Source organism: Streptomyces sp. NRRL B-1140 (genome assembly GCF_001280065.1).
Taxonomy (GTDB): Bacteria; Actinomycetota; Actinomycetes; order Streptomycetales; family Streptomycetaceae; genus Streptomyces.
In genome coordinates, this window is record NZ_LGEA01000110.1 from 17,924 (window position 1) to 37,991 (window position 20,068).

Here is a 20,068-nt window from a genome sequence, read left to right on the forward strand (position 1 = left end):
ACTTCCCCTGGAGGCATGATGACACGTCAGGCCGGACGGACCGCGGGGTCGCCCGGCGGCCCGGCGAACACCCACCCCGAGCCCCACGGGGGCCAGGTGCTGACGACGAGAGTGGGCCTGCGGATGCCGGCCCGGATGGCGTACGACGAGTGGGAACGGGCCGGACAGCAGCTCGCCGGCGTCCTCGACTCGTCCTCCTGGTGGCTGGGCGACTGGCTCGTCTACGGCAAGGACCACTACACCGACCGCTACCGGCGCGGGATCCGCGCCGCCGGCCTCTCGTACCAGACCCTGCGCAACTACGCGTGGGTCGCACGCCGCTTCGGCCTCGCCCGGCGCCGCCCCGCCCTGAGTTTCCAGCACCACGCCGAGCTGGCCTCCATGCCGGCCGGCGAGCAGGATCTCTGGCTCGACCGCGCCGAGGCGGGCCGGTGGAGCACCAAGCAGTTGCGCGCCGCCCTGCGCGCCGCCCGCCCGGACGAGCGCCGGCCGCGCACCCTCACCGAGCCGAGCGGCCGCCTGGAGGTCCCCGGCCACCGTCTGCGACGGTGGCACGCGGCGGCGGAGCAGCTGGGCGTCGACTTCGAGCAGTGGGTGACGGCCACGCTGGACAGCGCGGCGGCCAGCGCCCTCGACGCACGGGACCCCGTCCGGCCGGTGGCCGTCAGCGCGTGAATCGTCGGTGCCGCGGGGCCCTCGGTGCGGGGCCCCGGGGCCGGGAGTCCCGGCACCGGTGGCCCCGGGCGGTCACGGCAGCCGGCTCATCAGCCCGGCGGTCTCGCGCTTGTACCGGCACCCGCTCTGCCCGAACGACTCCCGTACCCTCTCGCGCACCTCGGCCGGCTGCTCCTGGCTGAGCTTGAACATGCCCTCGGCCCCGGTCACCGTGAACCGGAAGGCGCCCACGGCGGGCAGGATCTTGCGGAAGTAGTCGACCGACTCGGTCATGTCCCAGCCGTCGCCGAACTCCCCCTCGTAGGCACGCACGGTGGCCTGCACCACCTCCAGCGTCTCCCGAGTCGAGTCGATCTTCTCCACCACGCCCCGGGCGTGCACCGCGGTGAAGTTCCAGGTGGGGGCGGCCGGGGTCGTCCGGTACGTCGTGGGCGACACGTAGGAGTGCGGCCCGGTGAACGTCAGCAGCAGGATGCCGCCCGTCCGAAGGGCCGACCAGTGCGGGTTCGCCCGGTTCATGTGCCCGAGCAGCGTGGCCCCCGGCAGCCGGCCGGGCCGGTCGCCGGACCTCTCGGGGTCGAATATGACCGGCAGATGCGTGGCTAAAGGACCGTCCTCGGGACTCCCATTGGACACGGCCAGTGCCAATGGATTACCACGGACCAGATCCACCATCCACGAATTATCCGGTTCGCGATAGAAACTGGGCACGAACATCCGGGTTCACCCTCTCGGCAATTGACTCAAGGCATGACTGAGGCTCAGAGTGTGACTGATCGCATTACTCCGGGCACTTACACCGTCGGCCGCGTCACGCGGAGTCATGACAAATCTCTGCCGACCATACCGGCGTCCCGTCGACAGGACAATGTTTTCGAATATCGCGCACCTCGAGAAGCTCTCGAATGGTCTTCATGCCGTCTTCAAGTTGCCTTTGAGATGCTCCTCGTGCTCCTCGGAGCAGCAGCACAGAACGGTCTCTCGGGCCACCGGTCGAGTTTTCCAGACGTAAGCGGGAGAATTTTCCATGGGCATAACGGGCAGGCGCCACCAAGAGATCTACGACGTGATCGGTATCGGGTTCGGCCCGTCCAACATGTCGCTCGCGATCGCCTTGGAGGAGCACGAGGCGAGCGCTCCACAGCATCCGCTCAAGTATCACTTCTTCGAGCGGCAGCCCACCTTCGGCTGGCACCGGAACATGCTGCTGCCGTCCACGACCATGCAGATCTCATTCCTGAAGGACCTGGCGACCTTCAGGAACCCGATGTCCCGGTTCAGCTTCATCTCCTTCCTGCACGCCTCGAACCGGCTGGTGCAGTTCGTGAACAACCAGGACTTCTTCCCGACCCGGCAGGAATTCCACCAGTACCTGGAGTGGGCGGCCGCCGGCCTGAGCGACCGGGTCACCTACGGCACCGAGGTCACCTCGATCCGTCCCGCCCCCGGGGGCGGGACCCTCGACCTCCTGGAGATCGAGGTGCGCGCCGGGGACGGCACCACCAGCGTGGTCACCGCCCGCAACGTGGTCATCTCCACGGGTCTGGTGCCGCGCCTGCCGGAGGGCGTGACGGCCGACGAACGGGTGTGGCACAGCTCGCAGTTCCTGAGCAGCTTCAACGCGCGCGACCCGCGGGAGCTCAAGAGCGTGGCGGTGGTCGGCGCCGGCCAGAGCGCGGCCGAGATCACCCGGTTCTTCTACGACTCGCTGCCGCACGCGCAGGTCTCCGCCGTCATCCCGTCCTACGGCTACTCCGTCGCCGACGACACCCCCTTCGCCAACCAGGTCTTCGACCCCGGCGCGGTCGACGAGTACTACTACGGCACCGACCGGGCCCGGGACGCGTTCTGGCGCTACCACCGCAACACCAACTACTCGGTGGTCGACACCGACGTCATCCGGGCGCTGTACCAGCGGTCGTACGACGAGCAGGTGCGCGGCACCCAGCGGCTGCACTTCCGCAACCTCACCCGCGTCGTCGAGGTCGAGAGCACCGGCGAGGGCACGCGGATGGTGCTGCGTTCGCTGCTCGACGACCGGACGGAGGACCTGGCCGTGGACGCGCTGGTGTTCGCCACCGGCTACGACGGGGTGGACCCGGCCCGCCTGCTCGGCGACGACTTCGACGCCCACTTCGCGCGCGACGCGTCGGGCCGGCACCGGGTAGAGCGCGACTACCGCCTCGTGTCCTCATCGGGACTGACCTGCGGCGTCTACCTCCAGGGCGGCACCGAGCACACGCACGGTCTGACGTCGGCCCTGCTGTCGAACATGGCGGTACGCAGCGGTGAGATCGCCGACTCGATCGTGCTGGGGCGCGCCGAGCGGGAGCTGGGCCGCACCCACTCGGTGGAGGAGGTCTCCTCGGCCGCCTGAGTACGTGTTTCCGCACCCCGGTTCTGTCCTGACGGTCAGGGACCGAGACCGGAGGAGCATCAACCTCAATGCGGAGATGTCTCCTGGTGTGGCTGTCCCCACCGCCAAGGGGTGGCTCACCGGATGGGCAATGACATCGGTGCGCGGCGATTGTGTGTCCCAGAAGACGACTTGGGTCAAAGGGGTAACAGTGAATCGTCCGACAGAGCACGCGCTCGCGCGCCGCACGTTACTGGCCGGCGCAGCGGCGGCCGGCGCGGGGATGGTGTGGGGAGGCACGGGGAAGGCCGTCGCCGGTGGGTGGAGAAGGCCGGTGAAGCATGCGGCGGTGGCCGCCGAGGCGGCGCGTCTGGACCGCGTGCTGATTCAGCTGCGGCGGGACATCCATCGGCACCCTGAGCCCCCGGGGCAGGAACAGCGCACGGCCATGGTGGTGGCCCGGGAGCTGCGGGCGGCGGGGCTGGCTGTCACCACCGGAGTGGGCGGCCACGGGGTCGTCGGGGTCCTGCGAGGCTCGCGTCCAGGCCGGACCGTTGCCTATCGGGCGGACATGGACGCGGTTCCGCCCAAAGACATCGTCGGAGGAGGTCCCGCGCCGGCCCATCTCTGCGGACACGACATCCACACCACGGTGGGTATCGGCGTCGCGCGGGTCCTGGCGCGGCTGCGGCGGCAATTGAGCGGAACGGTGGTCTTCCTTTTCCAGCCTGCCGAGGAGACGCTGTCCGGTGCCCGCGCACTGATCGACTCAGGTGTGCTGGAGCACGAGTACGTCGAGGAAATCCATGCCCTGCACTGCGGGCCGTTCCCAGTCGGCCGGTTCGCCGTGACTCCGGGCTATGGGATGCCGGGCCAGGACAAGGCGGAGGTGACCCTCTCCGGGCCGGACGCACTCGATGCCGCGCGGCGCTTGGCCGTCGATATCGGCGCGCTCGCAACCGTGGATCTACCACGGACACCAGCCGACCTGGAGCGGATCGTCGCTGACGCCCAGACACCCGACGGGCCGCTGGCCCGGTTCGTGGCCGTCCGGGCAGCAGCGCAGGAAGCCAAGGTGAGTGTCTCCTATCGCTGCTGGCCGCAGGAGCGGTACGTGCAGGTACGCGAAAGCATTCGTCGAGTGGCCATGCCATATGCGGGGGCCAAGGTGAGCTTCCCCGCTGAGCCGTTCCCGGCCATGGTTTGTTCAGAACGCGACGCCCGCCTGCTCGCCCACCACCTGCGCCGCACCGTCGGCCAGGACATGGTCACCGAGCTCTGCGCCGCTTTCCCGCCCTTCAGTGGCGAGGACTTCGCCCTCTTCTTGAACCGGATCCCCGGTACGTACACCTTTCTCGGCGTCCGTGCACCTGGCACATCCATCACAACGAGCTATCCGCATTACCCCGACTTCTCTCCGGATGAGCGCGCCATCGGCGTCGGCGTGCGGGCGATGGCGGGCTGGATTGCGGAGCGCACCCACAGAGCCCAGGGCCTGTCAGGCGGACCCAGCTAGCGCAGACTGCCTGACCTGCTGCCGTTGCATCACGCCCCATCCCGCGAAGGCTGGGGTCTCAGCCGTCTGCAGGCGTCGGCTTCCTTGTTGGGCAGCACGACGAAGCCGGAGGCGTCGTCGCAGCACCGGGGCCCGCTCCGTGTGGGCGAGACGCGTCGCCCGGGGCGTCCGCGTCAGGCCGCCTCTCCCAGCCCGCGCCCGTCCCGCCGTACCCGCTTGCCCCAGTCCCGCTGCGCCGCCCGTTCCTGCTCCTGCCGCGCCCGTTGATCCCTCTGCTCCCGCGCCTGCTGGACGGCGTACACGGCGACGAAGGCGGCGAGTCCTCGCGGGGCACCGTCCGGCCCGAGGGCCGTGACCGGCACGCTCCCTCCGAACTCCCGCGACAGCGTGCGGTGCGCCGACAGCGCGGCTGCCACCAGCTCACCCCGGCAGCGGCGGGCGCGGTCGGGGCGGTCCGCGTCCCCGCGAGTCATCGCGAGCGCCTCGGCCCAGGCCCGGGAGGCGGTCGTCTCGTCCTCGCGCGCCTGCGGTACCGGGATGGGACGTAGCTCCGGCATGGCTGCCTCCTGCTCTCGGTCGAGGGTTCAGGCCAGGTCGTCGCGGGTCACCCGGCGGTGCGCGACGCGCCACTCGCCTGCGGTGCGGACCAGGACGTCCTCCATGACGCACACGCGCAGCCCCTTGGGGCTTCCCCCGCCCGGCGTCACGTACACCAGGGCCGAACAGCGGGTGTGCAGTGTTCCGTCCGGCTGGGGCTGTACGTCCAGCATGCCGACCCAGTGGTCGAGGCGGCCGCCGGCCCGCCGCCGGCGTTCCGCGCCGGACCGTACGTAGCGGGCGAGCCCGTCGAGGGCGCGCACGGGCTCGGGGAGGGACGGCAGTTCGAGGACGGCGTCCTCGGTGAAGGTGAGCGCCCAGCGCTCGGCGTCGTGCGCGTCCAGGATCCGCATCTGGTGCGCGTAGAACTCCTGCGCCTGCGCGTACAGAGCGGCGAACGTCCGGCTCTGGAGCGGGCGTTCGACGGTGGTGCCCACCAGCTCGACGGTCATGATCTCAGCCTCCGCTTCCGTCCGTGTCCTTGGAGCGACACCGGGGGTGGCCCGGCGTCGCTCCAAGGAATCCGAACTCGGTGCGGACAGTTTCTGAGGCCCGGATCGAGCATCCTTCAAATACTCCTCAAGGCTCCCGCCGCGAGGGGCCGCCGACGCCGCCCCGGCAACCGGACGCATCGCGTCCGGGCGCCGGAGCATCCCGTGCCACCAGCCGATCCACCGCCCTTCGACCGGTGCGAGACATCACCTCGAGACGCCCTTGCCAACCTTCGGGCAACGTTTTGCCAAGCCGGGCCCAGCCGGAAGGCGCTGTCCTAAGGAGCGGGTTGCCGATGTTCGACTCCGGCCTCAACGAGCAGCAGGACGCCCTCGCCACCGTGCCGGGCGACGGCCCGACCGGCGGGATCAGCAGTTACGACGCCCTGCCGATCCCGCCGGCGCACCTGCGGGAGTGGCGGAACGCCACCCTCGGCCGGATCCGCGAGCTGCCGCGCCGCCGGGTCCTGCAGATCGGTGCCGCCACCAGGACGCTGCCGACCCGCCTCGCCCGCGACGAGGAGGTCCGGGAGTACTGGGCCACCGTCTCCTCCCCCGCCGCCGTCGCCGCGCTCACCGCGCGAGTGGAGGCCGACCCGGTCCTGCGGGAGAAGGTCCGGCTCGAGTTGCGCGGCGCGGAGGACACCTTCGGGTTGCCCGCCGGGCACTTCGACACGATCGTCGTCGACTCGGTGGTCCAGTACGTCCCGGACCTCGCTCACCTGCGCGCTCTCGTCGAGCGCCTGCTGCCGCTGCTCGCCCCGGGCGGCTCGCTGTTCCTCGGCGACCTGCGCAACCTCGACCTCGCCCACTGCTTCCGGACCGGCACCGCGCTGGCAAGGCCGGGTGCCGCCCGGGGCGACCGGGAGGCGCTGCGCCGCCGCGTCGAGCGCGAGGTCGCCCTGGAGACCGAACTGCTGCTCTCTCCCGCCCTGTTCGACGCCCTCGCCCGGGACCTGCCCGCGGTGCGCGCCGTCGACGTACGCGTCAAGCGCGGCGTCCAGCACAACGAACTGACCCGCTACCGCTACGACGTGGTCCTCTCCACCGCAGAACCCGCCGCCGACCTCACCACCGCGCCCCGCGCCCGCTGGGGCGAGGGGATCACCACCGCCGCCGGGCTCGTCGACCACCTGCGCGCCCGGCGCCCCGCCCTGCTGCGCCTGGCCGCCGTACCCAACCGCCGGGTGCACGACGAGTACGCGGCCATGCAGTCCCTCTTCGACCCCCTGGAGAGCATCGACCTGGCCCCGCAGGACGCGCCCGCCCCCGCCCCGGAGGCGCTGTGCCGGGCCGCCGAGCGCCTCGGATACCGCGCCGTGCCCACCTGGGGCGAGCGCCCCGACCTCCTGGATTTCGTCCTGCTCGACCCCGAGCAGGTGCCCGCGGGCCCGCTCACCGGCGTCTACGCGGCACCGGTCGTCGAGGCGGCCGGCTGCGCCGGCACCCCGGCGGCAGCGGGCCGCGACGCCGGCCCGGACGCCGTCCCGCAAAACCGCCGGCCGGCCCGTCCGCCGGAGGGCGCGATCCCGTCCGCGCGGACGGCACCGGAGACCCTGCCGCCGCACCCGGACGGCGCAGCCGCACCCGCGCCCCGCCCCGCGCCGCCCGCGCCGTCCACTCCGTCCACGCCCACCGTCACCGCCACCCGCCCGGACACCCGGCCGCGTACGGGGATCTGGGCGTGCGCCGGTGCGGACGCGCCGCCGGCCGAGGGGGACGTGGCCTCGCTGTTCGCGGCGCAGGTGGCGCGGGCTCCCGGGGCGGTCGCCCTGCCCGGCCTCGACTACGCCGAACTCGACGCCCGCTCCGACCTGCTGGCGCACGCGCTCCTGGAGCACCGGGCCGGCCCCGGCACCTGTGTGCTCACCGCCCTGTCCTCACCGGCCGGGTTCGCGGTGGCCGCGCTGGCCGTGGTGAAGACGGGAGCCGCGCTGCTGCCCGTCGACCCGGCGCTGGACCTCGCCGAGGCACCGCACCCCGCGGTGCTGCTGCTCGACGAGACCGCGGACCTGCTGCTGCCCGCCGTGCCCGGCGCGGCCCGGCTGGTGCGCGAGGAGAGCGCCGGCCCGCTGCCGCCGGCCGGACACTGGCCGGTGACGGACGCCGACCGGCTCCGGCCGCCGTGCCCCAGTGCTCCGCTGCTGCTGGTGCCCGGCGAGGACGGCACGGTCTCGGTGGGCGGCGAGGCCGTCGCCGCGGCGGCCGGGGCCGCACCGGTGGACACGGCCTGGCTGGTGCGCGGCTACCCGGACGGGGACGCGGCGATCGGGTTGCTGAGCGCCCTGGTGTGCGGCGCGCGCGTCCATGTCCCGGACGGCTCGCTCACCCGGGACGTGCCGCACGAGGTGCTGGGCTGGCTGCGCCGGCGGGGCGCCCGGATGGTGCTGGGGGGCGCCGACGACGTGCTGTGCGCGCTGCTGACGCTCGCCCGGGCGGAGGGCGCCGGGCTGAGCGTGAGCGGCGGCTGGGCCGAGGGCAGGCTGGTCGTCGAGCAGGTGCCCGGCTCCCCGCCCCGGCCCGCCCCCGGCTACCGGGCCTACCTCCTCGACTCGCTGCTGCGTCCGGTGGGCCCGGGAGAGACCGGAGCCCTGTACATCGCGGGCGCGGGCGTGGCCCAGGGGTACGCCGGGGGGCCCGGGGGCGACGGCGAACGGTTCCTGCCCGACCCGTTCGGCCGCCCGGACGGCGGCACCGCCCGCATGTGGCGCACCGGCCGCGCCGCCCGCCTCGACGAGGACGGCTGCCTGCGCGTGCTGGACGGTCCGGCCCACGACGACCCGTTCGCCGGCGAGCACACCACCTTCGTCGTCCTCACCGACGCGGCCGGTCACCGCGCCCTGTGGCCGGCGACGGCCGCCGTCCCCGAGGGCTGGTACGAGACCCACGGCGAGGACGCCTACGAGCCCTGCCTCGGCCACCTCCACAGCCCCCTCGACGACGACCTCGGTGACCTGTTCTAGTCCCCTCCCACCCCGGCGCCTACCGAGAACCCACCGACGTGACCACCGAGCACCCACCGACGACGCACCGACGACGCACCGACGACGCACCGACGACGAGCCTTCCGGAGGATCCCATGAACGTCACCTGCAACCGCCCCGTGTTCGCGCCCCCGGCCCCGTCCCCCGTGCGGGCCACCCCGCCGCCGACCGCGCGCCGCCCGTGGCCCGCCCGTCCCCGCGCCGGCGGGCGGGCGACCCGCGCAGCCTGGACGGGACGTCGGCCCTCGCGCGCGAACCGCCGCCGGACGTACGCCGCCACAACCGGGCGCGGCAAAGGAGGGACCCTTGCGTCGCGCCGGGTCCCGGCGGTCCCGTCGGTGGGGCGGCGCCCGGCACGGGACGTCCGGCCTCCGGCGTCCGGCGAGCACCGGCACGCCTCGGGTGCGCGGCTGTCCGCCCCTGCTCCCCGCGCCGGTGGCGGCTCCGCCCGGGAGGCGGACGGCCCGGCCGGCGGCCCACGCGCGGCAGGGGAGGCGGGCGGGGAAGCGGGCGGGGCCGGCCGCACACCGGGCCCGGCCCGTGGCCGACCGGGTGGTCAGGCCCCGGACGCGGCCGTGCCCCGCTCTCCGGTGGACTCGACCAGGGACTCGGCGAGGATGCGCCAGATGTCCGCGGCCAGGTCGATGTTGGCGTCGGCCTGGGCCTGTTCGGCCAGGGCGCGCAGGCCCTGGACGCCGCTGTCGTCGCCGGAGCGGATGCGCAGCTGGTGGCGCAGGATGTCCAGCCGCATCCGGTCCCGGTAGGTCATCATGGGCTGCGCCTGGGCGAGTTCACCGAGCAGTACGCGGGCGTCGTCGTACCGGGCGGTGAGGAAGGCGAGGTCGGCCTTGAGCGCGGTCAGCTCCTGGCGCAGGCCGGGCGTCCCGACGAAGGCGAGCGCCGACTCCGCCTGTGTGGCGCACCGTTCGGCGGCCTCGGGGTCCGGGGGCCGCTTCTGCAGGTGCAGCCGGCCCGTCGCGGTCCTGAGCCTGAGCCAGAGCACGAGGTCCTCACCGCTGTCGAACTTCTCCAGCGCCTCCTCCAGATGCGCCTGCGCGGTGGCATGGTCGCCCTGCCGGACCAGTACCGCCGCCGCGGTCCACATCGCCTCGGCCCACACCGCGTCCGACCGGCCCATGACCAGCGCGACCAGCTCGTCCGCGTGGGCCCGGGCGTCGGGCATCCGGCCCGCCTCGGCCTCCACGGAGACCAGGGCGAGCAGCACCGCCGCACGGTCGTCCGCCTCCAGCTCGTCCTCCTGGGCGAGACGATGGGCGGTCGTCGCGGCGTCGCGGGCGCCGGTGATCTCGCCGAGCGAGCGCAGGCAACGGGCGTACCGGGTCAGCCCGCGCACCCGCAGCGCGGTCAGCCCGACCTGGTCACCGAGCCGTACCAGCTCCTCCAGGTACTCCCGTTCACCGGTGTGGTCGCCCTGGACGCGCCGCTGCCGGGCCAGGTGCCACAGTGCCTGCCAGCGCAGCACCGGCGTCTCGTGCCCCTCGGCGGCGAGGGCCTCGCGGAGGGTTTCCATCGCCGCGTCGGAGCCGGTGGAGGCGGCCAGGGTGAGCGCGTGGGCGAGTGAACCGCCCGCGGGCTCCTCGAAGTCCGCCACTTCCAGGCCGAGCCGTCCGGCGAGGTGGGCGACGGCCCGTTCGGTGGGCTGGCGGGCGCCGGACTCCAGCCGGGAGAGGTATCCGGTGGACATGCCGTCACCGGCCAGCGCGGTCTGGGACAGCCCGCGGGCCTGGCGCAGTTTCCGGAGACGTCGGCCGAAAGCCGGCTGCTGCAGCATGTGACCAATCCCTGAGGGCAGGCGGGTGGGGGGTGGCCACGAGGCAGAAGGGGCGAGCCGTCCGAAGCCGCGACGAGCGTAGGGCGCCGGGCAACAGCCGGGCAATGTTTTGCCAGGCGCCGTGGCATCGTCTCGTGCGGACCTCTCGCGTTTCTCGTGCGTTTCTCGAGCGCAGGGCGCACGGCACGGCCCGCCGGAGCGCGCCCCGGCCGGCGGCCGGTCCCACCCGCCGGGCTTCAGGCCGTGCCGTCCGACGCGGTGCCGGACACCAGCGCCAGGTGCCGTCGCCCGGCCGTACGCCGCCGTGGACGCGGGACGCGTACCGCCGGGGCCGCGCCGCCGCCCTCGGCTGCCGGGAAGGCGGACACGGCGTGCGGTCCCGCCGCCGGGGCCGCCACCGCCCCTGCTCCCGCCGCCGCCACGGGAGCGGGCGCCACCGCCCGGACGGCCGTCGGCACGGTGTGGTGCCCGTGCCCGGCCAGGACGTCCCGGAGCGCTTCCGCGAACCGGGCGATGTCCTGCGCCGAGTTGTCGTGGTGGACGGAGACGCGCACGGCGGCGGTGACTCCGTGTCCGGGCAGGTACAGCGGAGTCTCCTGCGCGACCGTCTTGCCCGCGGTGACTCCACGGGCGGCGAGCTCCCGGCGCAGCGGTCCGGCGGGCACCTCGGCGTGCCGGAAAGTGACGATGCCGCACTGGACCCGCCCGGGGGCGATCAGCTCGGCGCCGGGCGTCTCCTCCACGGCGGCACGCAGGACGGCGGCGAGGTCCCCGGCGGTGGGAACGGCCTTCTCCTGCTCGGCCAGGGCGGCGTTCAGCGCGACGACGCGCGCGCCCTCCGGCGGAACCAGGGGTGCCATGCCGTACGGGGCCAGTACCCGACGCAACTCGGGCGCCGCGTAGGCGAACCCGACCGACTCCGGGCCCCGCAGGAACCGCCAGCCGTCCCCGGTAAGCAGCTGGCAGCCGATGCGTCCCGCGTCCACGGGGAGCTGGCCGACGGCGTACGAGGCGTCGACGGCGTAGAGGCACCGGTACGGGGCGAGGATGCGGCCGATGTCCTCCACCGGGGCGACGATGCCGCAGCCCGCCGGGACGTGTGCCACCGACACCAGGGCGACGTCGTCGTCGATGTGCGCCGCCATCCACTCCAGGTCCAGGTCGCCGTCCGGGCGCAGCGGTACGACCTCCAGCCGGCACCGGGCCCGGTCGCGCAGGGCGGACAGCACGGTCAGGTTGGCGACGCCCTCGTAGGGGGTCGTCCAGATCCGGTCGCCCGGGCCGAGCGGGAGGCGCTGCACCAAGGTGGCGAACGCGTCGGCCGCGCCGGTGGACAGGACGGTGTCGCCGGCCGGCGTGCCCAGCAGGGCCGCCAGGCGCGCGTCGAGTTCGCGGCGCACGACGTGATGGACGTGCTCGTCCACCTCGTGCGGACCATGGCGGTCCTCGTGCCGTGTCCACTCGGTGAGTTCCGCGTGGGCGGCGACTGTCATCCGGCCCAGGCCGGCGCTGTCCAGGTGGACCCTTCGGCCCCGGTCACCGTGAGGCATCGCGTTCACTTCCGACCTCCTCCCCCGATCAGCGAGCGCATATTGGCAACTTATTGCCTCTCGCTTGGCAATAAGTTGCCAGACTCTCGGGCGGATTGACAACGCCGGCTCCAGCGGCGCTCTAGTACGAGGGCTGCGGACCGGGTGCGGCAAAGGCGTTCCTCAGCGCGTTCCCCAGAGATTTCCTAGCGTTGCCAAGCCGTTCCCCGTTCTGCCAAGATTTCGCGTCCTCGCTGTTCAGAGGGCCTTAGTGATGGCAAAACGCGTACCTCGCCCCGCGCCGAGGAGCGCTTTCGGTGCCCTGCTCGAGTATCCGTCGACTGATTTCCGAGTGATTCCCGAGACCTCCTTGCCAATCTCTTGGCAAGAAGTTGCCAAGCACCGAAACGACATTGCCACCGAGGAGCCAGCCATGAAGCGCATCGCCGCCGCCGTCACGACCGTCGCCGCCGCCGTCGCCGCCACCGTCCTCTCCACGGCCGGCGTCGCCACCGCGGGCGACATCGGCTGGCCCGTCCCCCCGAAGCCCACCACCACCGCCGCCGCCACCACCGAGGGCGACATCGGCTGGCCCGTCGCCCCGAAGACCACCGCCACCGACGACATCGGCTGGCCCGTCGCCCCGGGCGCCACCTCCGACGACATCGGCTGGCCCGTCGCCCCGAAGACCACCGCCACCGAGGACGTCGCCTGAGCCTCCGCCGGGCGACCGGACCCCGCCCACCGATACGCCCCCGTCGGCCGCCGGCCGTCACGGGGGCTTCGGTCGTTCGGGAGCGGCGGGGTGGCATCCGCGGACGCGTGCGCGCGTCCGCACGGCTCTCACGTGTTCCTCGAGCGGCCCTTTAGCGGATCCGGCCAGGATTTCCAGCGCCATACGTCGGAAGCGCCTGCGCGCTGTCCTGCCCCCGCCAGGGAGTCGTCCATGAAGCATCCGGTTCCTGCACGGCGTGCTGCCCCCAGGAGCGGATGCGTACCTCGGGGGCCGAAGCGGGACGTGCCGTCCGACGACGACATCGGATGGCCCAAGAGGTGACGAATGACCACGGCATTCCCGTCCCGCCCGCACGACGACCTGCTCGGGATCGCGCGGGAGGACGTACTGCCCCGCCGCGCGCCCTCTCCGATGGCGGGGGCCGCCGTCCCTTCGCTCACCGAGTCGTCACTGGCCGTCTGCTCGGCCCTGCTGACTCTCGCGCGCGTGCGTCTGCGCAGAGGCGCGACCGCGGTGCGCCGGCGACTCGACGGCTGACCGCCGCCCGTCCCTCAAGCCGCTTCCAGCACCCGCCGGAGCACGGCGTGCACGTCGGCGCGGTGGCGGGACCACCACAGCGCCTCGAAGTCGATGCGCGGACCGGAGAGCTGCAGATGCGGCATGGCGGCCAGCAGCGCCGGCACCTCGCCGACCGCGACGGCCGTCTCCGCGTCCTCCCGCGGGCCCGGCCCGCACGCCAGCACGCGCCGGAAGCCCGCCGCGCGCAGCGCCGACAGGCCCTCCGCGTCACCGCCTGCGGGGACGGGCGCCCGAGGGACGTGACGGTCATGCACGTCATGACGCCCGGTCAGAATGTTCCGGACGGCCTTCTCCAGGTCCAGGCCGCCCGCCACGTGGGCCGCGGCCACCGTGCCGGAACCGGCCCCGGCCACCGCGCCGATGCGCATCCCCCAGTCCTGCCACGTCCGGTACAGCGCCACCTGGTAGGCGAACAGCGCGGCCCGGCCGAAGTCCGCACGGTCCAGCAGCCCGGCGTCGGCGCCGTGCTCGGGCGCGAAGACCGCCGCCGCCAGGGGCAGGGGCAGGCGTGCGTCGAGCACCCGGCACCCGGTGTCGAACTGCGCGCGGAAGACGGGGAACGCCCCGTACAGGGACCGCACCATAGCGGGCCGCACCCGCCGCCCGGCGACGAACAGCACCGCCGTCTCACCTTTGCCCGCCACCAGCACCGGTGTACGTGCTGCCGAGGCTTCCGGCCCGTTCCCGCCACGGCCCCGGCTCATCGGTCCGCCTCCTCCCGCGCCCCGGCCGCCGTACCCTGGCTCACGGGTCCGCTCAGGCGGCGAACAGGTCGAAGGTGGAGGTGTTGCGCGGCCCCGCCAGGACGTCGAGCTGGGGGTCGACGGACAGCATGGCCTGGTGCATGCGCTGCAACTGGGGCGAGGGCTCGACTCCGAGCTCGTCGATGAGCCGCATCCGCAGCCGGCGGTAGACCTCGAGCGCGGACGCCTGCCGGCCCGACCGGTACAGGGCCACCATGGCCTGCGAGTGCAGCCCCTCGTGCTGGGGGTGACGTGCCGTCAGGTCGGCGAGTTCGGCTATGAGTTCGGTGTGCCGGCCCAGCCGGAGGTCGGCGTCTATGCGCCGCTCCACGGTGACCAGGCGGCTCTCCTGCAGCCGTACGACCTCGATGTCGAGCACGGGCCCGACCTTCACGTCCACCAGCGGGGCGCCGCTCCACAGGTCCAGGGCCGCGCGGAAGCGGGCGGCGGAGATCTCGTTGTCCCCGGCCCCGAAGGCGGTCCGTCCCTCGCGCACCAGCTTCTCGTACTGGTGGACGTCGACGCAGTCGCCGTCGATCTGCAGCAGGTAGCCGCCGTGCCGGGTGGCGAGCACGTCCTTGGCGCCCGCCGGTGAGCCGGGTCCCATCGCCGTGCCTAGTTTCCGCCGCAGTTGCAGGATGTACGTCTGCAGGGTGGTCAGCGCGCTCGCGGGAGGCGTGGTGCCCCACAGTTCCTCCATGAGGGTGGGCACAGGCATGACCCGTCCCGGGTACAGCGCCAGAAGCGCCAGCACCTGCCGCGGCTTCCCGGCCGTCGGAACGATCGAGCCCCCGTTGACCTCGGCACTCAACGGACCCAGGATTTGAATCTTCACGGTGTCCTCCGCTCGTCGAGCTCGTCGAGCTCCTCGAGTCCTCTGTCCAGTTCCTTTCGATGGCCAGAAAACTGCGTCACGAGCACGCTAGCCGCGTCCGTGTTCCCCAGCGTTTTTCTGCAGTCGCCCTCAAGCGGAGCTCCACGTGCGGTGTGGTGCCGGGTGCTGGGACGGCCCGGCCGGGGCCGTCCGTCCCGTTCACCGGGGCGCCTGTCCGACCCGGTCCGCGCGTCGTCACACGGCCGGGCCGCCCACCGGTTCGGGCAGCGGGATGTCCTGCGGGGCCGCGCGGGCCCACGGGAAGCCGTGGTGGAACTGGAGTACGGCGGGCTGTCCGTCGCCGGCCGGTACGGCGACCGCGACCAGGACGCCGGGCACCGGCTCCAGCTCCACGAAGCACCACCGGCCGAACCGGTCCTGTTCCGGCGGGCGGAAGGCGGTCACGCCCCGGTCGTCGTCGAGAGTGAAGGCGAACTCGTCGAAGGGCAGGCCGAGTCCGAGTCCGAGCGCCTTGGAGTACGCCTCCTTCAGCGTCCACAGCCGCAGCACCCGCCGGTCACGGGCGTGGCCCGGTGGCACCCGCGTCACCCATTCCTGTTCCTCGGGCGCGAAGGTGCCCGTGATGGTGTCGATGCCCCGCGCATCCCGGTCGAGCCCTTCGACGTCCACGCCGATGCGGTGCCTGCGGACGACGCCGAGGAGGTTGTAGCCGCCGGCGTGGGAGAGGTTGAAGTCCAGATGGGTTCCGCCGCGCGGCAGTCCGCCCGCCACCGGCCGCAGGAAGGGACGTCCGCGCTGCGAGCGCCACATGACCAGTTCGCTCTCGGCCAGCCCGGCCTCCAGCGCCAGCGCACGCCGGACGAGGATGTGCGCCACGAGGTACTGCCGACGGTCACGTTCGAAGAGGAACTTGCCCGCCGTCTGCCGTTCCTGGTCGTCCAGCCAGTGCGCGGCGAGCAGGTCCCTGAGGGCCGGCGTCAGATCGTCGTTGGGGCACAGCCACAACTTGACGGGAGGGGCCTGCTCCGGGGGCGGGAGTCCTTCGGGAATGCGCGTCTCGGGCTCGGTGACGGTCATGACGGCGCCGGCTCGTCCGTGCTCGGGCGTCCGGCCTCCCGCAGCGGCCGGCGCAGCAGCGCGCTCGTGGGCAGCGGCAGCACCGGAGCGGCACCGGCCGCGTCGGCGGCCGTGACGTCCACCCCGGCCAGCCACAGCCGCGCCAGGGCATCGAGCCGGCGCCCGCGCCACAGCGCCGCCAGGTACGCGCGGGTCTCGGGGAGGTCGCCGGACAGCACACCGGGTCCGTGGGCACCGCGCAGATCGGCATGCCGCACGCCCTGGCGCGGACCGCCGGCTGCGGCACCGTCCCGGTCGTCGGCGAACGCCCGGAGCGCGGCGGCCAGTTCCCCGGTGTCCCGCACGACGACGGCGAGGCGGCAGTCCCTCACGGCACGGCCGAGCCTGAGTTCACGCGCGAGTGCGGCGAGCTCCTGCCGATCGTCCGGTACGGAGCCCTGAACACCGCTGTGTGCTCCGTACACCGGCAGCGCCCGGTCGGCGAACAGCCGGGCCGTGGCGGCGAGGTGCTCCGGCGTCGGCGCGGACAGCAGCACCAGCTCCTCATCCCCGGACGCGGTGGCCGGCCCGGTCGGCCGCCCTTCCGGAATCGATCCCGGCCCGCGCCGCGGCGGCTCCTCGAGGAGCACATGGGCGGCCGCGGTCCCGGCCGTCGGGCGTACGGCGACAGTGGCGCGGCGCGGCAGTTCGCGTCCCGACTCGTCGTGCGGCCGTGCCCACGGCACGGCCGAGGAGTCGCCGGGGGCCGGCAGCAGCGTGCCGTGGCGCAGTTGCAGGACCGCACGCACGAGGGCCGCCGGTCCGGTCGCCGCGCCGGTGCCGCCGGTCGTGGCCGCCGCGGTGGCCTCGGTCTCCCGCAGCGCGACACCGGTCGCCGTGACCCCCGCCGCGGCCAGGGCCCGGCGGGCCAGCCGGTCGGCGGCGGCGGCCGGCGCGCGTCGGCCGGGGTGGGCGACGGCCGTGGCCCGCACGACCGCGTGGACGGTGTCGCCGGCGGCCTGGGCGGCAGCGAGCGGCCGGAGCAGTACGGCCCCCACGCCCTCGCCGCCTCCCGGGTGCCGGCGCGAGGGCTCGAGCCGCAGGTCGACGGCGCCGACCAGGGCGGCACCGCACTCCCCGGCACGCAGCGCGGACAGCGCCTGGTGCAGGGCGACGAGGAAGGACGCCTCGCCGCCGCCGACGCAGTGGCCGGGTCCCCGCAGGTCCAGCAGGGTGGACAGGCGCGCGGGCAGACCGGCACCGGCGCAGCAGCCGGCCGACGGTACGGGACGCGACCCGGCGGCGGTCGAGGCGTGGCCGACGGGGGCGTGGGCGACGTAGACGCCGACGCTGCGCGGTTCGCCGTCCGCCGCGGTGAGCGTGTCGAGGCGGGCGCCGGTGCAGCCGGCCGTCTCCAGTGTCTGCCAGAGCGCTTCGAGGAGGATCCGCTCCCGCGGATCCATCGACGCGGCGTCCTGCGGGCTGAGCCCGAAGAAGACGGCGTCGAACGCGTCGGCGTCCCGGAGGAAACGGCCCGTCCGCCGCACGTCACCCTCGTCCGGATGCCCCTCACCGGCGACCGGGGTCTTCTCCCCGGCGGCCGAGGCCCGTTGCCCGGCGTCGTGTCCGCCGAGCAGCGCGGTGTGCCAGAAGGCGTCCAGACCGTCCGCGTCGGGGAAGCGTCCGTGTACGGCCGTGATGGCGTACCCGTCCGCCGGGGCGGGACGTGCGACGCCCGCCGGCGCGGTCGTCAGGGCACGCGCCGGCGGGGGCTGGGACACGGCGGCACGCGGCTCGGCCACCGTCGTCGGGTGGGGCGCGGCCTCCGCCCCGGGGTCCAGGGCCGCGCCGGTCAGGAGGGCCGCCGCCTGCTCGCGGCCCAGGTCACCGTTCTTGAAACGGGTCAGGATGTCCCTGTGGTCCATGGTCTGCACGTGCTGTCCCCGTTCAGGCGGGCCGCGGCGTCAGCAGGGTGACCGCTTCGTCGACCGTGAGCATGTCGTCGCGCACCGCGTCGAGCAGCGCGTTCACCTCGTCCCTGGTGAGGTCGCTCCGCGCCGCGTGCGGCGCGGCGCCCGCCCCGGTAAGGCTCCCGGCCGCCTCCGGAACGCCCGGCGCGGCACCGGCGATGTACTCCGCCATGGCCCGGAGACTGGGGTGGTCGTAGAGCGTGACGGGCCGCTCGGTGAGGCCGTACGCCCGGTTGACCGCGGCCACGAACTCGGCGGCCAGGATCGAATCGAGACCGAGCAGCGGGAAGCCGGCCTCCGGGTCGAGTTCGGCGGGGTCGCAGTGGACGGTCGCCGCCAGGTGGTCGCGCAGACCGGCGAGGACGGCGTCCGCACCGGACCGGGCCGGCACGCCGGACGTGCCGGGCACCCCGGTACGGCCCTGGACGCCGGCCGCGGCGAGGTGGCGGGCGAGGTCGGCCGGAGCAGGGTGTTCGTAGAGCGCGGCCGCGGTGACGGCCGTGCCGAAGCGGGCGTTGAGGGCCGCCACGAACTCGGCGGCGAAGATGGAGTCCACACCCAGCGCCTGGAAGGGCTGTCGCGGGTCGATCCGGCCCGGTTCGACGTCCAGCGTGTCCGCCAGCACGGCCGTCAGACCGGCGAGGATGTCGGCCGTGGGGCCGTCGGGGCCCGGTGGCGGGACGGTCTGCGGCTGGCTGGTCAAGGCGGACGCCTCCTGTTCGGTACCGGTCTCCCGGAAGCGGTGCCGCTCTCCCGGGAAGGGACGGGTGGTGCGGGTCAGCCGGCCGGGGTCAGGCTGTGCTCCGGCGGGGGCTGCGAAGAGGGGCCCGGCACCACCGGCACGGGCATGCCGTCCTGGGTGGCGGCCAGGATCGAGTGCTGCAGGCGGCGCAGGCGCGGGGAGGGTTCGATCCCGAGGTCACGCACGAGGCTGGTGCGCAGCCGCTGGTAGACGCCGAGCGCCTCGCCGCGTCGGCCCGCGCGGTGCAGCGCCACCATGAACTGGGCGTGCAGGTTCTCGTGCGTGGGGTGACGGCTGGTCAGCACCGTCAGTTCGGCGAGCAGTTCCCGGTGGCGGCCGATCCTGAGTCCGGCCTCGATGCGCTGTTCGAGGGCGCACAGGCGGCTCTCGTCGAGCCGCGCGGCCTCCATGGTCAGCTGCGGCCCCTTCGGTACGTCCGCGAAGGCCGTGCCGTTCCACAGCTTGAGCGCGCTGCCCAGCAGGCGGGAGGCGCCGGTGAAGTCGCCCGCGTCCATGGCCCGGTAGCCCTGGCCGGCCAGCTGGTCGAACTCCCGCACGTCACTGGTGCCGCCGTTGCAGGCCAGCAGGTATCCCCCGGGCAGGGTGATCAGCACGTCCTTGGCCGTCCGGGGCTGCTCGCCCTCCCGGGCGGGATCCTTCGCCAGAGCCACGGCGATGAGTTCGCGCAGTTGCAGGACGTAGGTCTGCAGGGTGGTGCGGGCGCTGCGCGGCGGCCGGTCCGACCACAGCTCCTCGACGAGCGAGTCGGCCGGGACGATCCGGTCGGCGTGCAGGGCCAGCAGGGCCAGGACCTGGCGGGGCTTCGGCGCGGTGGGGGCGACGGACACCCCGTTCTCCCTCACATCCAGTGCGCCCAGTACGTCGATGTCCACGCCGTCTCCCTCGTTCGCGTGCGCTGCGGGCCCTCCGATTAAAAAACAGCATGTGCGGTATGTCAATAACAAACCGCATGAGCTGTTTTTAATGGCCTATGCAAGCAATGCTTCGTCGACGTCAGACGTCGTAAGTTCCGTTGGGGTCCAAGCGTTGTCGCCCTGGATGTCCACTCGACCCCCGATGGACGGCCTCTCCAGCCGTTGCCGAGGACCCGCACCAAAACCAACCGTCCCGGAGCTCCGCTCCCGCGAGGAAGCGACCGTGCGGTCTTACGTGGTTCCGATCACCGCGGACCGTGAGGTGCCCGTGGGGCCACGTCCGGCCCCCGCCACCAGCCGGGGTCGTTCGACGGTCCTCCGGCCTCCTCGGCCGCCTTCGCCCCGCCCGACCGCAACACGAGCAGCACGGCCGTGAGCGCGGCGAGTTCCTCCTCGCCGGGCCGGCCCCGCACGATGCGCAGGGCGAACTCCCCCTGGTTTCCGGGGGCCCCGCAGTCCGAATCGCCCATGTCCCTCCTCCGGCGTCCCGGTCATCGTCGGGCATCGCGCTCGAGCGGCGGCCGTGCGGCGG

General features: G+C 73.7%; 18 protein-coding genes. 6 read left to right on the forward strand and 12 right to left on the reverse strand.

Going from position 1 to position 20,068, the window contains the following annotated elements; all coding sequences use genetic code 11:
- Positions 1–15: 15 nt before the first annotated feature.
- Positions 16–675 (forward strand): LmbU family transcriptional regulator, encoded by a 660-nt coding sequence (locus ADK65_RS25335; RefSeq protein WP_234352949.1) that lies wholly within the window; start codon positions 16–18, stop codon positions 673–675.
- 72 nt (positions 676–747) lie between these two features.
- Here ADK65_RS25335 and ADK65_RS25340 read toward each other — a convergent pair whose 3' ends face one another.
- Positions 748–1,392, reverse strand: a complete 645-nt coding sequence (locus ADK65_RS25340) for an FMN-binding negative transcriptional regulator (protein WP_053672929.1) — start codon at positions 1,390–1,392, stop codon at positions 748–750.
- A 310-nt stretch (positions 1,393–1,702) separates the two neighbouring features.
- Between ADK65_RS25340 and ADK65_RS25345 the strand changes: the two genes are divergently transcribed.
- Positions 1,703–3,052 carry a lysine N(6)-hydroxylase/L-ornithine N(5)-oxygenase family protein gene (locus tag ADK65_RS25345; protein ID WP_053672932.1) on the forward strand — a complete coding sequence of 450 codons (1,350 nt, stop codon included), beginning with the start codon at positions 1,703–1,705 and terminating at the stop codon, positions 3,050–3,052.
- A gap of 262 nt (positions 3,053–3,314) precedes the next feature.
- Positions 3,315–4,547 (forward strand): M20 metallopeptidase family protein, encoded by a 1,233-nt coding sequence (locus tag ADK65_RS25350; RefSeq protein WP_053672934.1) that lies wholly within the window; start codon positions 3,315–3,317, stop codon positions 4,545–4,547.
- Positions 4,548–4,720: 173 nt separating this feature from the next.
- On the opposite strand, the gene ADK65_RS25355 is transcribed toward ADK65_RS25350, so the two are convergent.
- Positions 4,721–5,104 (reverse strand): hypothetical protein, encoded by a 384-nt coding sequence (locus tag ADK65_RS25355; RefSeq protein ID WP_053672937.1) that lies wholly within the window; start codon positions 5,102–5,104, stop codon positions 4,721–4,723.
- A 27-nt stretch (positions 5,105–5,131) separates the two neighbouring features.
- Positions 5,132–5,596, reverse strand: a complete 465-nt coding sequence (locus ADK65_RS25360; protein ID WP_063788051.1) for a nuclear transport factor 2 family protein — start codon at positions 5,594–5,596, stop codon at positions 5,132–5,134.
- Positions 5,597–5,931: 335 nt separating this feature from the next.
- Between ADK65_RS25360 and ADK65_RS25365 the strand changes: the two genes are divergently transcribed.
- Positions 5,932–8,598, forward strand: a complete 2,667-nt coding sequence (locus ADK65_RS25365; protein WP_053672939.1) for an AMP-binding protein — start codon at positions 5,932–5,934, stop codon at positions 8,596–8,598.
- A gap of 577 nt (positions 8,599–9,175) precedes the next feature.
- Here ADK65_RS25365 and ADK65_RS25370 read toward each other — a convergent pair.
- Both ADK65_RS25370 and ADK65_RS25375 read right to left on the reverse strand, forming a co-directional pair.
- Positions 9,176–10,411 carry a helix-turn-helix domain-containing protein gene (locus tag ADK65_RS25370; RefSeq protein WP_053672941.1) on the reverse strand — a complete coding sequence of 412 codons (1,236 nt, stop codon included), beginning with the start codon at positions 10,409–10,411 and terminating at the stop codon, positions 9,176–9,178.
- A gap of 236 nt (positions 10,412–10,647) precedes the next feature.
- Positions 10,648–11,961 (reverse strand): aminotransferase class V-fold PLP-dependent enzyme, encoded by a 1,314-nt coding sequence (locus ADK65_RS25375; protein ID WP_063788052.1) that lies wholly within the window; start codon positions 11,959–11,961, stop codon positions 10,648–10,650.
- A 412-nt stretch (positions 11,962–12,373) separates the two neighbouring features.
- On the opposite strand from ADK65_RS25375, the gene ADK65_RS38635 reads away from it, so the two are divergent.
- Positions 12,374–12,655 carry a hypothetical protein gene (locus ADK65_RS38635; protein ID WP_053672945.1) on the forward strand — a complete coding sequence of 94 codons (282 nt, stop codon included), beginning with the start codon at positions 12,374–12,376 and terminating at the stop codon, positions 12,653–12,655.
- Positions 12,656–13,000: 345 nt separating this feature from the next.
- Positions 13,001–13,213, forward strand: a complete 213-nt coding sequence (locus tag ADK65_RS25385) for a hypothetical protein (protein WP_053672948.1) — start codon at positions 13,001–13,003, stop codon at positions 13,211–13,213.
- A gap of 14 nt (positions 13,214–13,227) precedes the next feature.
- On the opposite strand, the gene ADK65_RS25390 is transcribed toward ADK65_RS25385, so the two are convergent.
- From ADK65_RS25390 to ADK65_RS25420, 7 genes are all read right to left on the reverse strand, one after another.
- A complete protein-coding gene (locus ADK65_RS25390) occupies positions 13,228–13,899 on the reverse strand; it encodes an acyltransferase domain-containing protein (protein ID WP_159038820.1) in 672 nt (223 codons plus the stop codon).
- A gap of 112 nt (positions 13,900–14,011) precedes the next feature.
- Entirely contained in the window at positions 14,012–14,833 is an 822-nt protein-coding gene (locus tag ADK65_RS25395) for an AfsR/SARP family transcriptional regulator (RefSeq protein WP_053672952.1), read from the reverse strand.
- A 234-nt stretch (positions 14,834–15,067) separates the two neighbouring features.
- Positions 15,068–15,910 (reverse strand): 4'-phosphopantetheinyl transferase family protein, encoded by an 843-nt coding sequence (locus ADK65_RS25400; RefSeq protein ID WP_078956135.1) that lies wholly within the window; start codon positions 15,908–15,910, stop codon positions 15,068–15,070.
- Complete coding sequence (locus ADK65_RS25405) at positions 15,907–17,814, reverse strand: polyketide synthase (protein WP_063788053.1); 1,908 nt, start codon at positions 17,812–17,814, stop codon at positions 15,907–15,909. Before ADK65_RS25405 ends, ADK65_RS25400 begins: the two co-directional genes overlap by 4 nt.
- A 22-nt stretch (positions 17,815–17,836) precedes the next feature.
- Positions 17,837–18,562: a phosphopantetheine-binding protein gene (locus ADK65_RS25410; RefSeq protein ID WP_053672956.1), complete on the reverse strand. Its 726-nt coding sequence runs from the start codon at positions 18,560–18,562 to the stop codon at positions 17,837–17,839.
- A gap of 74 nt (positions 18,563–18,636) precedes the next feature.
- Entirely contained in the window at positions 18,637–19,494 is an 858-nt protein-coding gene (locus ADK65_RS25415) for an AfsR/SARP family transcriptional regulator (protein WP_053672959.1), read from the reverse strand.
- Positions 19,495–19,781: 287 nt separating this feature from the next.
- Positions 19,782–20,006 carry an acyl-CoA carboxylase subunit epsilon gene (locus tag ADK65_RS25420; protein WP_053672960.1) on the reverse strand — a complete coding sequence of 75 codons (225 nt, stop codon included), beginning with the start codon at positions 20,004–20,006 and terminating at the stop codon, positions 19,782–19,784.
- Positions 20,007–20,068: the final 62 nt, after the last annotated feature.